Source organism: Sporomusa intestinalis, from assembly GCF_055383785.1.
The window spans coordinates 3,969,448-3,987,653 of sequence record NZ_AP042390.1 but is presented as its reverse complement, the minus strand read 5'-3'; the positions used below and the strand labels follow the sequence as shown (position 1 = coordinate 3,987,653).

The window sequence follows — 18,206 nt, the reverse complement described above, 5'->3', positions numbered from 1 at the left end:
ATTGCGGTAAGTCATGGCTATCTTTTTTCTGTAGTGTGCACAGCATTAAAATACGTGTTTTCCCGACCAGCCAAGGCCTAAAAAGCCCCGGGGTTTTTTCCGTAATTTTTTGGTTACGACATCTCCCGGCTGGATTGAGCTTTGTAAGGCCTTACCATCGTCTTTCGTCTTTAGTTTGGCCACACACAGGGTATCTAACACTTCAATGACCTCCAGCTCACCCATATTTCTTTTCAGCACAATCAACTCGCCGGTAACCGGATGCCTCATGGCATTACTTGCGCCGTTAACCTCCAGTATATCGCCGATATCTACATTGTGGTTTGTGCCCAGGTCAATATAATATTGGCGGCCCTCGGCTTTGATCACATAGCCCTGCAGGGGGATAAATTTATAGATTTTTCTAACCGAGTCATAGGCTGCTTCCGAGAGGGCAGCGTTAATATCTTCATTATAGTTAGTAATGGCGGTTTGATCAGACCAGGCAATTTGCCCATTCTTGACATTAACCAGTTTTAGCGTAAGCGTAACACTGCTTTTCGAGGTACCTTCCACCCATTCATTGCGCTGGCTCTTTTTATTATAGTAATAATGCCCCGGCTCTTTAGTAATACTGCCGTCAGCGGAGCCCAGCAACAGGTAGTCCAAGCCCAGGATGCCCCCCAGTTCGGTAGCCGTTGCTTCGTCAATAAGGCCCTGGGCGCTGCGTTTTTGTTCGGCAAATACGCGTGATAATTCGGTTCGTTCCACCACTGTGCAAGATTTTAAGTTTACCAAATCGGCAGTGATCATTTCGGCGGCCATTACCCCGAATTGATTATAGGGACTGTCATTTTTGAAAGGAAGCACGCCGATTTTCTTGGAAGTCGTTTCGCTCGCTAACGCTGGGCCCGCCAATAGAGTAATAAAGACACAAACCAACGCGATTCCCCAAATACCTCTCCGTACCATAAAAACCTCCTCAGCCGCGACTGCAAAATATGTAATAGATCAGTGTTCTGGTATTATTATTCATTTTTTTGCCAAAAAATCCTGCTTGTGGCAGGCAATTCACGCTTGCGGTTTAAATAAATGTAAATATTTATTGCTTTTGCTGTGTGCCAGCGCTACACTAACATTGAATTAGAAATTATTAGTATACGTTGCAGGAGGCTGATTGAGTGAAGCTCTTCCGATTCTTACTAGTGGCAGTCTTAATTTGGGCAGTCCAATGTCCGGCTGCCTCAGCGCAGGCGGTTAGCGTTGAAGGCCGCGGTATTTCCCGGGAGGCGGCAATCCACGATGCCCTGCGCCAGGCCGTGGAACAAGCTGTCGGAACCCTGGTTGACTCGCAAACACTGGTACAAAACTATATGGTCCTCAAAGATGAAGTTTATACAAAATCCCAGGGCTTTGTCAGTGATTATGCTATTTTGTCGGAAAACCGCTTACAGGGCGAGGTTGTCATACAAGCCAGAGTAACTGTTGATGCGCAGCCCAACTCCCATTTGATGACCAAATTACAGCGCCTGAAAATGATTGATGCAGGCCTGCGTGATCCCCGTATCGGCGTTATCATGGTCGAGCATTACATACGGCCCATTCCCGATCCGGCTGCTGAAACGGCCATTATCGACCAACTGACTGAGGCCGGCTTCCGGCGATTGGCAGATCCCGGCCAACTGGCCCGGATTCGCAAAGCAGATGCGATAAAAACCATCCTTAATCAGGGCGATATCAAGACGGCTGTACGGCAGCTGACAAATGAGCGGCTCGATTATTTAATCGTGGGGGAAGCCTTTGCCGAATACGCGGGGACCGATCCCGGCTACAGCCTTATATCCTGCCGCGCGCGGGTTGAAGCCAGATTGATTAAGGTGGATACCGGCGAAATCATTGCGGCGCAGGGGTTCCATCGCGGCGGAGTTGACATAACTGAATTTACGGCCGCCAAGAAATCCTTGCACAATGCCGGCACTGCCGCAGGCAAGTATTTTGCAGACAAGCTGATGGCTTATGCCGCTAATCCGGAGAAAGGGCTCCAGATAAAGGTGGTGGCCGTCAACGATTATTCGGTCGTTAACTTATTAGGCCGGTTGCTCCGGCAGCAAACAGGGATTACCAATGCTTTTTTGCGGGACTATCAACAAGGAACCGCTATGTTTGATGTTAACTATTCCGGGTCGCCTGCTGTTCTGGCAGAACAACTGGAAGGCATAACTGAGCTGCCGCTGCGGGTAATTGAAATTAGCAATAGTGTGATTGTCATTAGTATGAAGTAAATGCTTCAGAATTTGCACTCCTGTTCAGGCGCCAGGCAAATAAGTTGTCCCGCGGTCCTGTCTATTGACAAGGCTGTTTTTCTCTCGTATAATAAGGGAAAATAGATACCGTAAAGCTGATCAGACAGTCTGAAGGCTTAAGAATCCCCCCTGCGGGATTCTTAAGCCTTTTTTGCTGTTAGTGAGGCGCGGACGGAAGTCTAGGCAGAGGAGGCTACATTACATAATGAAACGAAAACTGCTGGTGTTTGGGGTGCTGTTGCTAGGGCTGGGCCTGTTGGTCGTCGGCTGCGGCAGTGAAAAAAAGGAGGTAGCCAAAGAGGTCAAAACCGTTGAAATTGGCATTTCCTCCTGCTGCGTGTCGGAAGATGTAACCACTAAAGAAATAATCCCCGCTTTCAAAAAATATTATAAAGAGAAGTTCGGCGAAGACGTCGAGGTTAAACCTTCCTTCGCCGGGTCAGGCACGCTGACCAACCAGATTGTGGGCGGTACGCCTGTGCAGGTGGCGGTGCTGTCCAACGAATCCTACGCCTTGAAGCTGAAAGCGGAGGGATTAACGACTTCCGACTGGAAAGCTTTGCCCAACAAAGGCGTAGTCGCCACCTCGACGATTGTTATGCTGGTGCGGGAGGGCAATCCGAAAGGCATTCACTCCTATGCCGATCTGGCCAAACCGGGCGTTAAGGTTATCCATTCCAATCCGGCCACTTCCGGCGGCGCCTCCTGGGCCATCTACTCCTTCTACGGCTCGGTATTGAAGGAAACCGAAACGAAAACCGGCAAGAAAGATGAGGCAGCTGCTTATGAACTGCTCAAAAAGATCGAGGACAATGTAATCAGCATGCCCGAATCGGCGAAACAAGCTGCTGCGCAGTTTGACGCGGGTCAGGGGGACGCGCTGGTGACTTATGAGCAGGAAGGGCTGCTGGAACTGGAAAAGGGCAAGAAATACCAGGTGATTGTTCCCAACAGCACTATTTTGACCGACTGGACAGTTGTACAGGTCGACAAAAACATCAAACCCGAACAAAAACAAGTTATTGATGAATTTGTAAAATTTTTGTTTTCCGACGAAGCACAAAATGCTTACGCCAAATACGGCTTCCGTTCTTACAAGCCTGAGATCAATGCAAAATTAGCCAGCAAATACGCCAATATTGAGTTGCCGTTCACGCTGGACTATCTTGGCGGGTCGACGGAAGCCAAGAAAACCATCATTGATGGTTTATGGAAAAAGACGCAGCAAAAATAACCGGGCCAGCGAACCGGTAACCGGAACGGCTATCCGTCTCCGGTTACCGGTTTCTTTGCCAGAACCAATATCAGATATAGGAGCGTTATGATGAAACTGGAACACTTGCTTGCACGGACGCTTGTCGGCATTATTCTGCTGATTTTCACCATCCTGATTTTGTTTCCTTTGGGGCAGCTGTTTACCTATGCTTCCAAGGCCGGGCTAGGGATCTTTGTCGACCGGTTGCTGTCGCCTGAGGCCCTGGCGGCTATTTGGCTGACCATCAAGATCGGGCTGGCGTCGACGGCGGTGAATGTCGTCATCGGCACAGCCGTCGCTTTTGTCCTGCACCGGGTTGACCTGCCGTTTAAAAATGTTATTGATGCGCTGGTGGACATTCCTCTCGCCATACCGACCGTCGTCATCGGTTTTGCCTTATTGCTGCTGTACGGGCCGATGGGATGGCTGGGCCGCTTTATTGATCCGGAAACCATCCAAATCCTTTTTTCCTTTCCTGGTATCCTGCTGGCCCATATTTTTTTCACCTTCCCTTTTATGGTGCGGGCCGTGGGCACCTCGTTGGCCAGCTTTGACCAAAATTATGAGCGGGCTGCCAAGACGCTGGGGGCGAGCCGCCTGCAAACCCTGCTCTATATTACCTTGCCAGGCATCAAAACCGGACTCATCGCCGGCAGTGTGCTGACTTTCGCCAAATCGGTCGGCGAGTTTGGCGCGACATTAATGGTATCGGGCAATCTGATCGGCCGGACCCAGACCGGTCCGCTCTATATTTTTTCCCGCTTTAATACAGGGGATATCGAGGGGGCCAGTGCTATCGCCCTGATCCTGGCCGTGTTTTCCTTTATTATCCTGTTCTGCTTGCGTTGGCTGACCTCGGACAAACGGGAGGTAATCAGAATTGACACGATCCATTGATGTACGCGATTTGACGATGAAATACGGCCAGGCCACGGCTCTGGATCATGTTTCACTGCTGGTGGAACAAGGTGAATTTCTGGCTATTCTCGGGCCCAGCGGCTGTGGCAAGTCGACACTGCTCAACCTCATCGCCGGTCTGCAGAGCGCGGTGCAAGGGGAGATTTATGTCGGCGAACAGCGGATCGACGGTCTGCCTCCGCAAAAAAGGGGCATCGGCTTTGTCTTTCAAAACTATGCCCTCTTTCCCAATATGACCGTAGGGGAAAATGTGGCCTTCGGCCTGAAAATCCGCAAAGCCGACGGGGCGGCCATCGACAGCCGGGTGGCGGAACTGCTGCATATTGTCAACCTGCAGGACCAGGCCCATAAAAAACCCAATCAGCTAAGCGGCGGGCAGCAGCAGCGGGTGGCCCTCGCCCGAGCGTTGGCGCCCAATCCGGATATTTTATTGCTGGACGAGCCGCTCAGCGCCCTTGATGTAAAAATCCGGCAGTACTTGCGCAACGAGATCAAATCCCTGCAGCGGAAGCTGGGGATTACCACCGTCATTGTCACCCATGACCAGGAGGAAGCCTTCGAACTGGGCGACCGGGTCGCGGTGATGGAGCAGGGTAAAATCGTGCAGATTGGCGACCCCGAAACCATTTATCAGGCGCCGGCCACGGAATTCGTCGCTTGCTTTGTCGGCAATATCAACCGCCTTGCCGGTGAGATAAAAAACAGCACAGTCCATGTCGCCGGCCTGGTGCTGCCTTTGCCCGCGCATCTGCGGGACCTGCCTGCCGGCACGGCTGTCACTTCCCTGGTACGGCCGGAAAATCTGTCGGTCGAACTGGCAGCCGACGGGGCTGCGGGACCGGCCGGAGCAGCCGGCGGGACTATCAGCCACACGGTGTTTCTCGGCCCGCTGAGGCAACTCCATATCCGGCTGGATGAAGGTCAGATGGTAATGGCGACCGTACCGCAAGCCAAAGCCCGGCAGGAGGACCTCACGGCAGGCCGGCGGGTCGCCTTGCGCGCGGACCTTTACCAGATCGTCCGGGCGTAAGTCCGGCAGTTGTTACCAACCAGAGTTTCCCCGGAAGAACGCTTTTAAAAAAGGCACCGAGTTTCGGTGCCTTTTTTTATTGGGCCTGGATTTTCCGTTATTATTCTAGTTGAACGTCTGGTGACGGCTGACAGGATAATTCTTCCCTAACCGGCCATAATACCTGTATATTAACAAAAGGAGAGACAAGCATGTCAAACCATAATACAATCAGACTCACGGCAGCCGAAGTCGCTTCCCTCTGGGGTCAATATCAGGCAGATACAATGGTTTCCTGTGTATTTACCCACTTTCTGCATACCGTCCAGGATGCCGAGATACGCCCGCTCATTACATATGCTATGCAAGAGTCGCAAAAGCATATCCGCACAATAAAGGAAATTTTCGTCAAAGACAGCTATCCTGTACCCTTCGGCTTTTCACCGGCGGAGGATGTTGTCACCACAGCCCCCCGCCTGTTTACTGATGTTTTCATCCTGATGTATCTGCGGCACATGTCCATTATCGGCATAGCCGGCGCCGGCCTGACAATTGGTACAGCTGCCCGCTCTGACGTTAGTACCCTGTTTAAGGAAGTCATAGCCGGAGCAGTCGAGTTACACGACCGGGCGCGGCAGCTGTTGCTGAAAAAAGGTCTTTACGTCCGCACTCCTTCCATTTCAGCGCCGCTTACAGCAGAATACGTTGAAAAGCAAAGCTTTCTCACCGGCTTTTTAGGGGAAAAGCGGGCGCTTACCGCCATTGAGATTACCCATCTTGTCCAAAATGTTAAAACCAACGAGATGGGAAAGGCAATGTCTATCGCCTTTGCCCAATGTGCCCGGAATAACGACACTAGGAACTTTCTGTGGCGGGCAAAACAAATAGCAGAAAAGCACATTGCCATCTTTACCACCACCTTAACCCAAGACGACATACCTGCGCCGATGCCCTCCGATCCCAGTGTGACCGCTTCCACAACAGCCCCTTTCTCTGATAAACTAATGATTTTTCATATCTGCGCGATGAATGCTACTGGTATTGGTAATTACGCCGTTGGTGCAGCCGCATCACAGCGCCGCGATCTTGCCGTGTTATATGGCCGCCTGATAGCTGAAATAGGGCTGCTCGCTGAAGACGGTGTTCAAATCATGATAGATAATAACTGGCTGGAACAACCCCCGATGGCCGAAGACCGGGCCGCCTTAGCGGGAACCCATTAGCGGTATGACTAATCCAATGGAAAAAGTATTGTGGAGCATCGCTTTCCCGGGGTTTGGCCAAATTCTCAACGGTAAGCTGGTTAAGGGCATAACTTTTTTGGGGTTGGAATTTTTGATCAATGTAAAAGCCAATCTTAATCAAGCCATTTTCTTTAGCTTTATTGGCGATATCGATCAAGCCGTTCAGATAACAAATTATCAATGGGTCATGTTTTATCCTTGTATTTATTCCTTTGCTATCTGGGATGCTTGCCGCGATGCCGGCGGCGGCAAGACTGCCTATGCATATCTGCCCAGCGTGTTCAGCGCCTATTTCGGAACACTCGGCGTAGTATACTCGACTGTTGTTGTAGTTTTTGAAACCTTGCTCGGCCCAATTCTGCTTGGCCTCATCGGCCTGGCAGGCGGAGCGGTACTGGGCGGGATTGTCAAAACGTTAGTTAATTCCCGTACTAATTCCAAACTGCAAAAAATCACCACTGCGGAGTAAAAACCTTAAGTGCAGCACCTGCTATACAAATTGGCAGGTGCTCTATCTTTTATCTGAGAATGTGTGACCAAACGACTCAAGGGGACGGTTCTCTTGAGTCAAAAATATATCCCTATTTGCCTGGTGAAAACTGGGGTATAGTCCTACTCTTGTAATGAACAGATGGTAAAAGGTGCCAAAAAAGGAACGTCCCCCTTTGTCAGCCGGTTAATTGCTGAATCTTGTAGCGGATTAGCCGGTTTTTTTGTGTTCCTGGCAAAAAGGAGGGGATGCCAGTTCAAAAATGTGAATTTGGCTGAGTTTAACCAACGTTATCGTTTGCTGCCGCTAATATGTCTTTTGTCAAAGCAATAAATTCAAGCGCTGCCCGGGACAGATGCCGATCTTTGCAATAAACTGCCGCAAAGGTTCGCGATGGCAGGGGTTCAGCCAATGTGAAGAAGGCCAGTTGATCAGGTGTTTTAAATAATGCTAACACATCCAATCCGAAAGTAATACCCAGACCAGCCTTTACGAGCGATAATATCGTTTCATAATTATCACTTTCAAATACAATCCGCGGGTTAAACCCGGCCTTAATAAAGCATTGATCAGCCAGATCCCTCAGTTTTCGTCCTTTCTTCAGTAACAGGAAAGGCTCTTCCCGTAAATCGTCCCAATGGACTTGCGGCCAGGGGGGACGGGTGCCGGCTAGCTTGGTCAAAGGGTGACTGCGGGGGGCGATAAGCACAATATTCTCGGTGAAGAGCAGCTCGCTGACAAATTGCGGCTTGTTCAGCGGTAAATTAATCAAGGAAAGATCTGTTACCCCTCTGATTGCATAATCCTCTAGTTCAGCGAGGGTGCCATCCTTGTGAATCACTTCGATTCCAGGGAATTTCCGGCAGAACAGGGGGAGAACATTAGGAAATAAAATGCTGCCCCGGATGTTGGTAACGCCGATTGTCAGGCGGCCTTTTTTGAAGTCAATAATTTCCTGCATTTGCGACTGGAATTGATGATTCAGGTTTAGCATGCGCCGCGCATTCTCCACAAAAACCTCGCCGGCATAGGTAAGACGTAAAGGGGCAGTTGACCGGTCAAACAAGGGAAGCCCCAACCGCTGCTCGATCCTTTGAATACACTGACTTAACGAGGGCTGCGATATGTATAATTGCTGGGCCGCTTTAGAAAAACTGCCTTCTTCGGCAACCTTCAACATGTATTGAAGCTGTCTTAATTCCATTTTGCCTCATCCTTACCAATGATATAGGATTAATACTATATAATTTATAATATTTATAGTATTAGACCAATGCTGATTTTAAGAGTACACTATAAATATGTTTTCTGCAAGCTTAAAATCCTGTTTCTGGCAACACGGAACTACTGGCTAGGTGCTGGTGCCACAAGCTATGGACCTAATATTTTTCAGGAAGGATGATACGATTGCCTGCGGACAAGCTGTTATGGCTAACAGTAATGGCGACATTTCTCATCAAGTCGTTGCTGGCCTATATAATTCCGTTTACTGGTGATGAGGCATTATTCTACACATGGGCAACATTTCCCGATATTGGCTATTATGATCATCCGCCCATGATTGGCTGGCTGCTGGCACTCATTATGAAATGGAGCGCCGGCGAGTATGCTCTCCGGCTCCCGGCCCTTATTTTCCCGTATCTTGTGGGTGCTGTTATGTATCGTCTGCTAAAGGCTTTCGATGAGAACCGGGCTCGCTGGGCGGTAATCTTATTTCTGGTGTCACCGCTTAATATGTTGAATATTTTAGTTACCACCGATACGCCGCTTTTTTTGTTTGTTTTCCTGTCGGCCGCCTGCTTCTATCAGGGTCTGCACCTTAATAAGCGGATAAGCTTAATCCTGGCCGGGGTTTTTCTTGGCGGCGCTTTGTTATCTAAATATTTTTCCGTCTTGCTTATCATCGCCTATGGCGTTTATGTGCTGCTGTATCAGCGGCATCGCCGGGGCTTGGCCGCGCTTGCGCTGGTAGCTGTCTGTACCCTGCCCTTTGTGTTGCTGAATATCTACTACAACTATACGCATGCCTGGGCCAATATTATGTTTAATGTGTTTAACCGCAATCACGCCATGGGCTCCTTTACACCGGGAAATTTTTTGGTTTATCTGGGGCAGCTCCTGCTGTTGCTCACACCGTTTACGATGTACTGCTTATTCCGGCCCGGGAAACCAGCGCGGTATCTGGCTGCGGCCGAGCCGCTGCGGCGCTACTGTTTGGTGTTAAGTTACGTGCCGCTGGGCATTCTGGCCCTCCTGTCTTTCACCAAAGCCATTGGCCTGCACTGGCCCCTGGCTTTTCTGCCCTTTGTGTTTATCCTTACCGTCTTTCATTTTCCGACAGCAACTTTCCGTAAAGCAGTTCTGGTGGTAGCCATGTATACGTTTACCGTAAATTCCTTAATCGCGTACATAATAATCAACCCGCCTGCGAAATTGACGCAGAGCAAGACGTATCAGCAGGCGTTATTCTATTGGCAGCCCCGGGCCGTGGCGGACCTGCTTATACCGTATACCAACAACTATAGCCTGACTACCGAAAGCTATTCTAAGTCGGCCGTGCTGTATTACTATACGGGCAGATACATAAGCAGCTTTGGGCCCGGCTCATTTCATGCCCGTCATGATGACATGTACACTGATTTTCGGCACTTTGACAAGCAAAATATCGCAATTGTCCGTACCGCGCCGCCTGATATCAATAAATACAGGCCCTTTTTTCAAAGCGTTGCCGTTAATGAAATCAAGTTCGAGAACACAACCATATACTTAGTCCTGGGCAGCGCTTTCCGGTACGAGGTGTACCGCGAGCTGGTTTTGCGGCCGATCAAAAACAACTACTATCAGCTTCCGGCCTGGCTGCCAACGGCAGGTAATTATTTTATTGATAAGTATTTTGCCGAAGAATAAAGTATTTCAACAGAGTATGAGGTGGAGCTATGTTTAGGTATGATATATGCGTGATTGGCGGCTGCGGGCATGTCGGCCTGCCTTTGTCCATTACGCTGGCTGATCGCGGCCAAAAAGTAATCGTCTATGATATCAGCACAGCGGCGGTAAACACCGTCAGACAAGGAACCATGCCTTTTCAGGAAGAAGGTGCCGCCGCCTTGCTGCAAAAGGTACTGGCCGACGGCACGCTGGCGCTGTCTGATTCGCCGGCGGTAATTTCCCAGAGCAAGATTGTAATTATGATCATTGGTACGCCGGTGGATGAGCATCTAAACCCAAAATTCCAGGTGATGATGGATGCGGTGAATCAGTGCCTGCCGTATTTTCGCGATGGACAAACCCTAATTTTGCGCAGCACCGTCTACCCGGGGATCAGTGAACGGGTCAATGACTGGCTGCGGGAGGCCGGCTTAACCATGAATGTCTGCTTCTGTCCGGAACGGATCTTGGAAGGTAAGGCCATGACGGAGCTGTACTCCCTGCCGCAGATAATTTCCTCCTTCACGCCGGCCGGCTTGCAGGCCTGCCGGGAGGTATTCGGCCTCCTGACAGACGAACTGGTGGAAGTGCAGCCGACGGAAGCCGAATTGGCCAAGCTGTTTACTAACGTCTGGCGGTATATAAAATTTGCTGTGGCCAACCAATTTTATATGATTGCCAATGACTATAACCTGGACTTTTATAACGTGTATCATGCCGTGACACACCGGTATGACCGTGCCCGGGATTTACCGCAAGCCGGTTTTGCCGCCGGGCCTTGTTTGTTTAAAGATGCGATGCAGCTGGCTGCTTTCAATAATGGCAACTTTTATCTGGGCCATTCGGCTATGCTGGTCAATGAGGGGCTGCCTAACTACATCGTGCAAAAGCTGAAAGTGAAATATCTGCTGGCAAAAATGACGGTAGGCATTCTGGGCATGGCCTTTAAAGGCAACTCGGATGATATCCGTGAATCTCTGTCCTACAAATTGCAAAAAATCCTGCAAGTGCATGCCGGCAGGGTTCTGAGCGCCGATCCTTATGTGACGGATGAGTCCTTGCTGCCCCAGGCGGAAGTGATTGCGCAGGCCGATATTCTGATCATTGCCACCCCGCATAAACACTATCGGGGACTGGATATTCCGTCCGGTAAGGTTACTGTTGATATCTGGAATGTACTGGGCAGGGGAGGTCTGATATAGTGAAAATCCTGGTCACCGGCTCGGCCGGCTTTATCGCCGGCTATCTGGTCGAAGAATTACTGCAACGCGGCCATTCTGTCGTAGGGATTGATAACTACAGTAAATATGGTCCGGTGGAGAAATCCTATGATCATCATCCGCAGTATCAGTTTGTGCAAGGCGATGTTAAGGACAGCCATTTGCTGAAGGAACTAATCGCCGACTGTGATCAGGTGGTGGCGATTGCGGCGATGATTGGCGGGATCACTTATTTTCACGAACATGCCTATGATCTGCTCGCGGAAAATGAGCGCATTACAGCCGCTACCTTTGATGCCGCCATCTGGGCCTATCAACATAAAAGATTACTCAAGATTAATGTGTTATCTTCATCCATGGTTTATGAATCCACAGCTGTTTATCCCAGCCCGGAGGGAGAGCAATTACGCTGTCCGCCGCCGCTGTCAACCTATGGATTGCAAAAGCTGGCCTGCGAGTATTTTGCCAAAGGGGCCTGGGAGCAATACCAGCTTCCCTATACGATCATACGGCCCTTCAATTGTGTGGGAACCGGTGAACGGCGGGCTAAAAATGACAAGGAAATTCTCTCCGGCAACGTAAAGCTGGCCATGAGCCATGTCGTCCCCGATCTGGTGCAGAAGATTCTCAAGGGCCAGGATCCGCTGCATATTTTGGGAACCGGCAAGCAAATACGCCACTACACCTATGGCGGTGATCTGGCGGAGGGCATTGCCCTGTGCATTGAAAGCGAACAAGCCGTTAACGAAGACTTCAATCTGTCCACACCGGTTTCAACTACGGTGCTGGAGCTGGCAGAAGCTATCTGGAACAAGGTGAATGGGGACAAGCCATTCCGCTACATTTCCGATACACCCTATATATATGATGTGCAAAAACGGATACCGGCCGTAGCCAAGGCGAAAAACCTGCTCGGTTTTGAGGCGAAGGCCGATTTGGATGCTATGCTTGATGAAGTCATTCCCTGGATAAAAGAGCAGGTAAGGACAGGCAATATTTAAATAGGCAAAAGAGGAGTCCGTTACCCAGGACTTCCGGTGAACCAAGGAAACAAGGAGGTGTATGCCATGCTGGATATCGTTGTCCCGGTATATAACGAGGGGGCAAATATCGAAAACCTGCTTAACCAGATAGCGCGCCAGGTCAAGACCGAAAAGCGGCTCACGCTTATCTATGACTGCGACGAGGATAACACCCTGCCTGTTGTGGACAAGGTGCGTTTACAATATAATTATCCCATTTATTTGCAAAAGAATATCTATGGCCGCGGTGCCTTAAATGCCATCAAAACCGGCTTGCATACCTTTGCCGGCAATATCGTGCTGGTGGTAATGGCCGATTTATCAGACAGTCTGAAAGCCGTGGATCTAATGTACGCTAAAATTGTAAAAGAGGGCAATCACCTTGTCTGCGGCTCGCGGTACATGGCAGGCGGGCAGCAATACGGGGGACCGCTCCTGAAAAAGGCCTTGTCCCGCCTGGCGGGCGTAAGCCTGCATTGGGCAACAGGGATTGCTACGCACGATATAACCAACAGCTTTAAAATGTATCACCGGGCTGTCATTGAATCCATTCAAATTGAGAGTACCGGCGGTTTTGAAATCGGCATGGAAATTACGGTAAAAGCCTATTTGCACGGCTTTAGAATAACGGAGGTGCCTTCTTCCTGGTACGAGCGGACAGCAGGAGAATCACGGTTCCAATTGCTTAGGTGGCTGCCCTTCTATTGGAAATGGTATTGGATTGCGGTGCGGGAAACCTGGTTTAGTCTCAGTTACGTAAAGTTCAAGCAGGACAGCCATAAAAATGTTATCTCAAAATAAGGGCTTGCTGAATCAGTTTGTACGCTATTTTTGCGTTGGCGGTATTTCGGCACTGGCAGACTGGGGCTTATTTTACGTGCTGCACCTGAAACTGGCTATCATTATCTTGCTGCGGCTGCCGGCAGCTTTGTATTATCCGTTATTGTCAACTTTTTTCTGGGAAGAGAATTTGTCTTTAAAAATCAGTGCAAGTTCAATATCAACATCGAAGCCTTAAGTATACTCGCCCTGAATACCACCGGCTTATTGCTTGACCTGTTGCTTATCGCCGTAGCGATTGAACTGGGGCGTATATATCCGCTAACAGCCAAGATCGGGGCGACAGGCCTGGTGTTTATCTGGAATTTTTCGATGCGCCGATGGTGGCTGTACCGGCCGATTTCTGCGGGCTAGGCTTATTTTGTTGTGCAGACTTTTGCGAGACTTCAGCATCCTTATTTTCACGCTAACCGCCCCGGCGGAAGAATGGTTCGTCTCTGCGTAAGGTATTAACTCTTACTTAATTAAGGGTTAATATTTTTTTTGCTTTCAACATCTAAAGGGTTGGTATGCAGTTCAAAGTAGACTCAGGGGGACGGTTCTCTTGAGTCATTTTTCCTTAAGAATTGGAAATAGTTTCTGCCCTGAATAGTGCAGGCAATAAAAGGTGACAGAAAAGGAACGTCCCCGATGTCCCCTGCTGTCTTAAAAGGGATTTTTAAACTTATGTCAAATACAAGGGGCAAGAGAATGCGAGGCTTGGCCGGTATTGCTTCCTTGAAAAATTGTAAAGGAGAGGGCATATTACCTGTTCCAGCTGGTTTTTGGTGTAGGAAAGCAAAAAATACAGGCGCAGAGAGGTGGGACTGCAAGGTGCAAACTAAGCCGGATTACGCTCAATTAATCGCCGCGTCGGCAGAGACCTTTTTTGTGACAGATAAAAACGGAAATATTTTAGTGGTTAATCCTGCGGTGTGTATGTTGTTGGATATGACAGAGGATCAGCTAGTGGGGGCTAATGTAAAGAATCTGGTGGAGGCCGGATATTACGATCGGTCGACAACGATGGAGGCTATTGAAAGAAAGCAGCTATTTTCAGGCATATATCGCACTAAAAGCGGCAAAGAAATCATGTCTACAAGTAGACCGATTCTTGATGATGATGGCAACGTATCGGTGGTGATTACCAACAGTTTTGATACTGAGCGGGTCGATGGCTTTATTAAGATGATCGAAGAGGAACGAGCGTTGACCAAGCGGTATCGAGCAGAAGTTGAATACTTGCGACATAGATATATCGAAAAAGACAATATTGTTTTTATTAGTAAGGCAATGGAAAACATTTTGCACAAGCTGAATACGGTGGCAAAAGCCGATAGTACAATCATATTATTTGGCGAGTCTGGCACAGGTAAAGATCTTCTGGCAAAATATACGCATAAGAATAGTTTGCGGGCCAGTGGCCCGTTTATAGATGTAAATTGTGCAGCGATTCCAGAGCATCTTATGGAATCGGAATTGTTTGGCTATGAAAAAGGAGCCTTTACCGGGGCGTCCAAGCAGGGGAAAGTGGGTCTCATGGAGCTTGCTGATAAAGGAACATTATTTCTGGATGAAATAGGAGAATTGCCGCTGCATCTGCAAGCTAAATTGCTGCGTGTGCTGGAAAGTCATGAAATTCGACGAATTGGCAGTGTAACCGGCAGAAAAACAGATTTTCGCTTAATCACGGCTACGAATAGGGAGTTAAAAAAGATGGTGGCAGAGAAGCGGTTTCGTGACGATCTCTATTATCGATTGAATGTTATTCCGATTCAGATACCGCCGTTGCGTAACAGGCTGGAAGATATTATTGTTCTAGCGGAGCATTTTTTATCGTTGTTCAATACGAAGTATGGCTATGGCCAAACTTTTACCAGGCAGACAATGGATGCGTTGTTGCAATATCAATGGCCGGGAAATGCGCGAGAGTTGCGTAATGTCGTCGAGCGACTAGTAATTACAGGTTCCTGCCCTGAAACCGAGCTGGCGCTAATAAATGGGAATATCATTACCCCATCTTTAAAAGAGGGCGCTGGGGAAGAGGGGGGGAGGCAGCAAAAAAGTGAAAAGTTATCGGAAAATGTTTTGCAGATAAATCTTTGTGATCATAACATTACCTTAAAAGAAGTTGTTGCCGAGGCTGAGAAGCAATATATTCTTAAAGTCCTAGACCAATGTGAGGGTAATGTTCGAAAAGCGGCCGAAAAGATCGGGATCCACAAGACAATATTATACCGAAAATTAAGACGTATTCGCTCCTGAATAGTAGGAAAAGTAGCAATAATACTACTAGTAGCATTATTGCTACTTTTTTGTATCAATAATGCTACTAATGGCAGTGTTTCCAGGGAGAAAGAAGTTGAACTCCAAAGCAACGCTGCAAGTTGCCAAGCGGATTTACGTTTAAAAGCGCAAGCTTTCTGCCTCTACGGTACGCAAGCTTGCGCTTTTATAATTCAGGGGTAGCCACCAGTGGCTCCAGGGCGGCTGGGACCTTTATTTCAAAACCAATTTAACTAAAAATACAGAAGAAAATGAAAATGGTATAAAACTTGCATTGTAGTTAAGGCGTTGCTGCAATGAATAAAAAACTTCGGCCCTGCTTACGCAATTATGGACACTCTGCCGGCCCAATGGAGGTGAGTAAATGGCAGGTATATCAGATCTTCTATAACATTTGGGCCGCAATGTTTTTCTTGGCACCTATTTGCATTGCTATAAGTTCCGGTGCAGTAACAAGTTCGCAAGCGTTTGAAAAAGATGCCTAGGGAGGATTGGAATATGTCAAAAGAATTACCTCTGAAAGGGGTAAAGATCGTCGATTTATCCACATTTGCCGCAGCGCCGGGAGCAGCGCGGATGTTAGCTGACTGGGGTGCCGACGTTGTCAAAGTGGAATCGTTACACGGTGATGCCTGGCGTTTTTACGGTACATTAGGCAGTACACCCGCAACCGCAGAGGAGAATCCTTGCTGGGAAATTCAAAATGCCAATAAACGTTCGCTGGCAGTAGATCTAAAGAGTACAAAAGGAAAGGCGATATTGTATAAATTATTGGCTGAGGCTGATGTATTCATCACCAACTTGCGTATAAAGGCCTTGCGCAAATTAAAGCTAACATATGAAGAGTTAGCAGGGCTTTATCCCCGGCTGGTATGGGCGCATATTTCCGGCTATGGTGTAAAAGGACCTGATGCGGAGCGACCTGGTTTTGATGTAGCTGCCTACTGGGCTCGTAGTGGTATGATGACTGATTTATGTCAGCCGGGCGACCCACCCTTGACGCAAGCCTATGCTTTTGGTGATAATTCCACCGGTTCAATATTATGTGCAGGAATTTGTGCCGCATTATATAAACAGCAACGGACTGGTCAAGGCGAAAAAGTATCTATTTCCTTGCTGGGGAATGCGATTTGGAGTGCAGGTCTGATGGTAGCCTCTACCCAGGAACGTTATGGCGATGAATTCCCCAAATCCAGGTTGTTTCCGTCTAGCCCCCTGTGCGCAATGTATAAGTGCAAGGACGGGGAATGGCTGTTATTGTGCATTATCGAATATGAGCGTTATTATTCGGCATTTTGCAAGGTCATGGGCCGAGAAGATTTAATTGATGACGAAAGATATAATACTTTACAAGCCGTAAAGAATTATTCGCAGGAATTTGTACAATTGCTGGATCGTATTTTTGCCACAAAAAACCGGGATGAATGGTGCGAAAAGCTGCTGGCTGTAGATATTGTCTGCGATAAAATTCTACACTTTAGCGAGGTGGCTAAGGATGAACAGGCCTGGGCAAATGATTATTTATATCATTTTGCCTATCGGAATGGTGAACAGGCCATATTACCTAATACTCCCATCCAATTTAAAGCGGAGCGCGGATTTGCGGCCGGGGCTCCGTTGTTAGGGGAACATACCCGGGAAATTTTATTTGAGCTGGGATATACAGCCGATGAGGTAGAAGACTTTCTAAAACAAGAAATTGTCAGTAGTAGATAAGTGCATTTGGACAATGCTTCGTAGTACTCATTTTCCCCTCTGTTGTGTAGGGAAGCTTTGTTAGTGACATAAAAACCGTTTGGTTAATAAATATATGATTACTAAAATGGGAGATGTGGGAACAGTGACAGTGAAAAAAATTGGCGTGATTGGGGCCGGGATGATGGGCGCCGAAATCGCCCTGTGTTTTGCAAAGTGTGGCTATAGCGTGATAATGAGCGATGCCAGACAGGAATTCGCGGACAAAGGCAAGGCGAGACAGGCCGGGATTTTAGATAAGAATATTAGCAAAGGCAAACTGGCGGCAGAGCAGAAAGACGCTATTTTGCATAGGGTTGCCACCACTGCAAACCTTGCCGATATGGCAGATTGTGATATTGTTATCGAAGCTGTGCTCGAAGTTTTTGATGTGAAAACACAGCTTTTTAAGGAACTGGATAAAATTTGTAAAGCCAGCTGCATTATTGCCAGTAACACTTCTAGTATTTCAATCACCAAGCTGGCTTCGACTGTCAGTAAAGAAAGGGCAGCGAGGTTCATCGGCACGCATTTCAATTCCCCGGCCAGCGTCATGAAGCTTGTTGAAGTTATTCCCGGCTATTTAACCGAGGAAACAGTGGTAGCGGCTGTAGTAGAACTGCTGGTGGCCATTGAAAAGGAGCCTGTCAGGGTTAAGGATGTTACTGGCTTTGCTTTGAATAGATTATTCCATGTCTTTACGGCCGAAGCTTGCCGGCTGGTTGAAGAAGGGGTTTGCAGCGTTGAAGATGTAGATAAGGTCTGCCTTTACGGACTGGGGCACCCAATGGGGATATTCAAACTGCTTGATCTGACAGGCCACGACCTAAATATGCAGGTTGACCAAATCCTGTTTGAGGCCTATGGCGACCGTTTCAGGCCGAGTGCATATATGCAGAGACTTGTTCATGCAGGGCTGTTAGGCAAGAAGACCGGGGAAGGTTTCTATAAGTACGATAAATGAGGCCGCACCCAAGAAGTATCAGCTATTTCCTATGA

At 48.4% G+C, this 18,206-nt stretch carries 16 protein-coding genes; 14 read left to right on the top strand and 2 right to left on the bottom strand.

Annotated features, from left to right (window positions below):
• Window positions 1-45: 45 nt before the first annotated feature.
• Window positions 46-951, bottom strand: coding sequence for a CsgG/HfaB family protein (locus ACZ481_RS18695; RefSeq protein WP_464766849.1), 906 nt, complete (start codon window positions 949-951; stop codon window positions 46-48).
• Between the two features lie 233 nt (window positions 952-1,184).
• Here ACZ481_RS18695 and ACZ481_RS18690 point away from each other — a divergent pair, with 233 nt between their 5' ends.
• The 6 genes from ACZ481_RS18690 to ACZ481_RS18665 all read left to right on the top strand — a co-directional run bounded on the left by ACZ481_RS18690 (window position 1,185) and on the right by ACZ481_RS18665 (window position 7,177).
• Window positions 1,185-2,261: a hypothetical protein gene (locus tag ACZ481_RS18690; RefSeq protein WP_464766848.1), complete on the top strand. Its 1,077-nt coding sequence runs from the start codon at window positions 1,185-1,187 to the stop codon at window positions 2,259-2,261.
• Between the two features lie 226 nt (window positions 2,262-2,487).
• Window positions 2,488-3,516 (top strand): sulfate ABC transporter substrate-binding protein, encoded by a 1,029-nt coding sequence (locus tag ACZ481_RS18685; protein WP_464766847.1) that lies wholly within the window; start codon window positions 2,488-2,490, stop codon window positions 3,514-3,516.
• Between the two features lie 87 nt (window positions 3,517-3,603).
• Window positions 3,604-4,434: a molybdate ABC transporter permease subunit gene (modB, locus tag ACZ481_RS18680; RefSeq protein ID WP_464766846.1), complete on the top strand. Its 831-nt coding sequence runs from the start codon at window positions 3,604-3,606 to the stop codon at window positions 4,432-4,434.
• Window positions 4,418-5,485 (top strand): ABC transporter ATP-binding protein, encoded by a 1,068-nt coding sequence (locus tag ACZ481_RS18675; RefSeq protein ID WP_464766845.1) that lies wholly within the window; start codon window positions 4,418-4,420, stop codon window positions 5,483-5,485. Before modB ends, ACZ481_RS18675 begins: the two co-directional genes overlap by 17 nt.
• Before the next feature lie 191 nt (window positions 5,486-5,676).
• Window positions 5,677-6,687 carry a DUF3231 family protein gene (locus ACZ481_RS18670; RefSeq protein ID WP_464766844.1) on the top strand — a complete coding sequence of 337 codons (1,011 nt, stop codon included), beginning with the start codon at window positions 5,677-5,679 and terminating at the stop codon, window positions 6,685-6,687.
• A gap of 4 nt (window positions 6,688-6,691) precedes the next feature.
• Entirely contained in the window at window positions 6,692-7,177 is a 486-nt protein-coding gene (locus ACZ481_RS18665) for a hypothetical protein (protein WP_464766843.1), read from the top strand.
• Window positions 7,178-7,478: 301 nt separating this feature from the next.
• Here the strand turns inward: ACZ481_RS18665 and ACZ481_RS18660 are convergent, their stop codons facing one another.
• A complete protein-coding gene (locus ACZ481_RS18660; RefSeq protein ID WP_464766842.1) occupies window positions 7,479-8,402 on the bottom strand; it encodes a LysR family transcriptional regulator in 924 nt (307 codons plus the stop codon).
• Window positions 8,403-8,638: 236 nt separating this feature from the next.
• Here ACZ481_RS18660 and ACZ481_RS18655 point away from each other — a divergent pair, with 236 nt between their 5' ends.
• From ACZ481_RS18655 to ACZ481_RS18620, 8 genes are all read left to right on the top strand, one after another.
• Window positions 8,639-10,105, top strand: a complete 1,467-nt coding sequence (locus ACZ481_RS18655) for an ArnT family glycosyltransferase (RefSeq protein WP_464766841.1) — start codon at window positions 8,639-8,641, stop codon at window positions 10,103-10,105.
• Window positions 10,106-10,134: 29 nt separating this feature from the next.
• On the top strand, window positions 10,135-11,328 hold the full coding sequence (locus tag ACZ481_RS18650; RefSeq protein ID WP_464766840.1) for a nucleotide sugar dehydrogenase: 1,194 nt from the start codon (window positions 10,135-10,137) through the stop codon (window positions 11,326-11,328).
• The gene (locus tag ACZ481_RS18645) at window positions 11,328-12,347 is read left to right on the top strand and encodes an NAD-dependent epimerase/dehydratase family protein (RefSeq protein ID WP_464766839.1); all 1,020 of its coding nucleotides are present in this window, start codon (window positions 11,328-11,330) and stop codon (window positions 12,345-12,347) included. Before ACZ481_RS18650 ends, ACZ481_RS18645 begins: the two co-directional genes overlap by 1 nt.
• Before the next feature lie 66 nt (window positions 12,348-12,413).
• On the top strand, window positions 12,414-13,169 hold the full coding sequence (locus tag ACZ481_RS18640; protein WP_464766838.1) for a glycosyltransferase family 2 protein: 756 nt from the start codon (window positions 12,414-12,416) through the stop codon (window positions 13,167-13,169).
• A gap of 30 nt (window positions 13,170-13,199) precedes the next feature.
• The gene (locus ACZ481_RS18635) at window positions 13,200-13,562 is read left to right on the top strand and encodes a GtrA family protein (RefSeq protein ID WP_464766837.1); all 363 of its coding nucleotides are present in this window, start codon (window positions 13,200-13,202) and stop codon (window positions 13,560-13,562) included.
• Between the two features lie 336 nt (window positions 13,563-13,898).
• Complete coding sequence (locus ACZ481_RS18630; protein WP_464766836.1) at window positions 13,899-15,452, top strand: sigma-54 interaction domain-containing protein; 1,554 nt, start codon at window positions 13,899-13,901, stop codon at window positions 15,450-15,452.
• Window positions 15,453-15,971: 519 nt separating this feature from the next.
• Window positions 15,972-17,189 carry a CaiB/BaiF CoA transferase family protein gene (locus ACZ481_RS18625; RefSeq protein WP_464766835.1) on the top strand — a complete coding sequence of 406 codons (1,218 nt, stop codon included), beginning with the start codon at window positions 15,972-15,974 and terminating at the stop codon, window positions 17,187-17,189.
• Window positions 17,190-17,283: 94 nt separating this feature from the next.
• On the top strand, window positions 17,284-18,171 hold the full coding sequence (locus ACZ481_RS18620) for a 3-hydroxyacyl-CoA dehydrogenase family protein (protein WP_464766834.1): 888 nt from the start codon (window positions 17,284-17,286) through the stop codon (window positions 18,169-18,171).
• The last annotated feature ends 35 nt before the right edge of the window (window positions 18,172-18,206 follow it).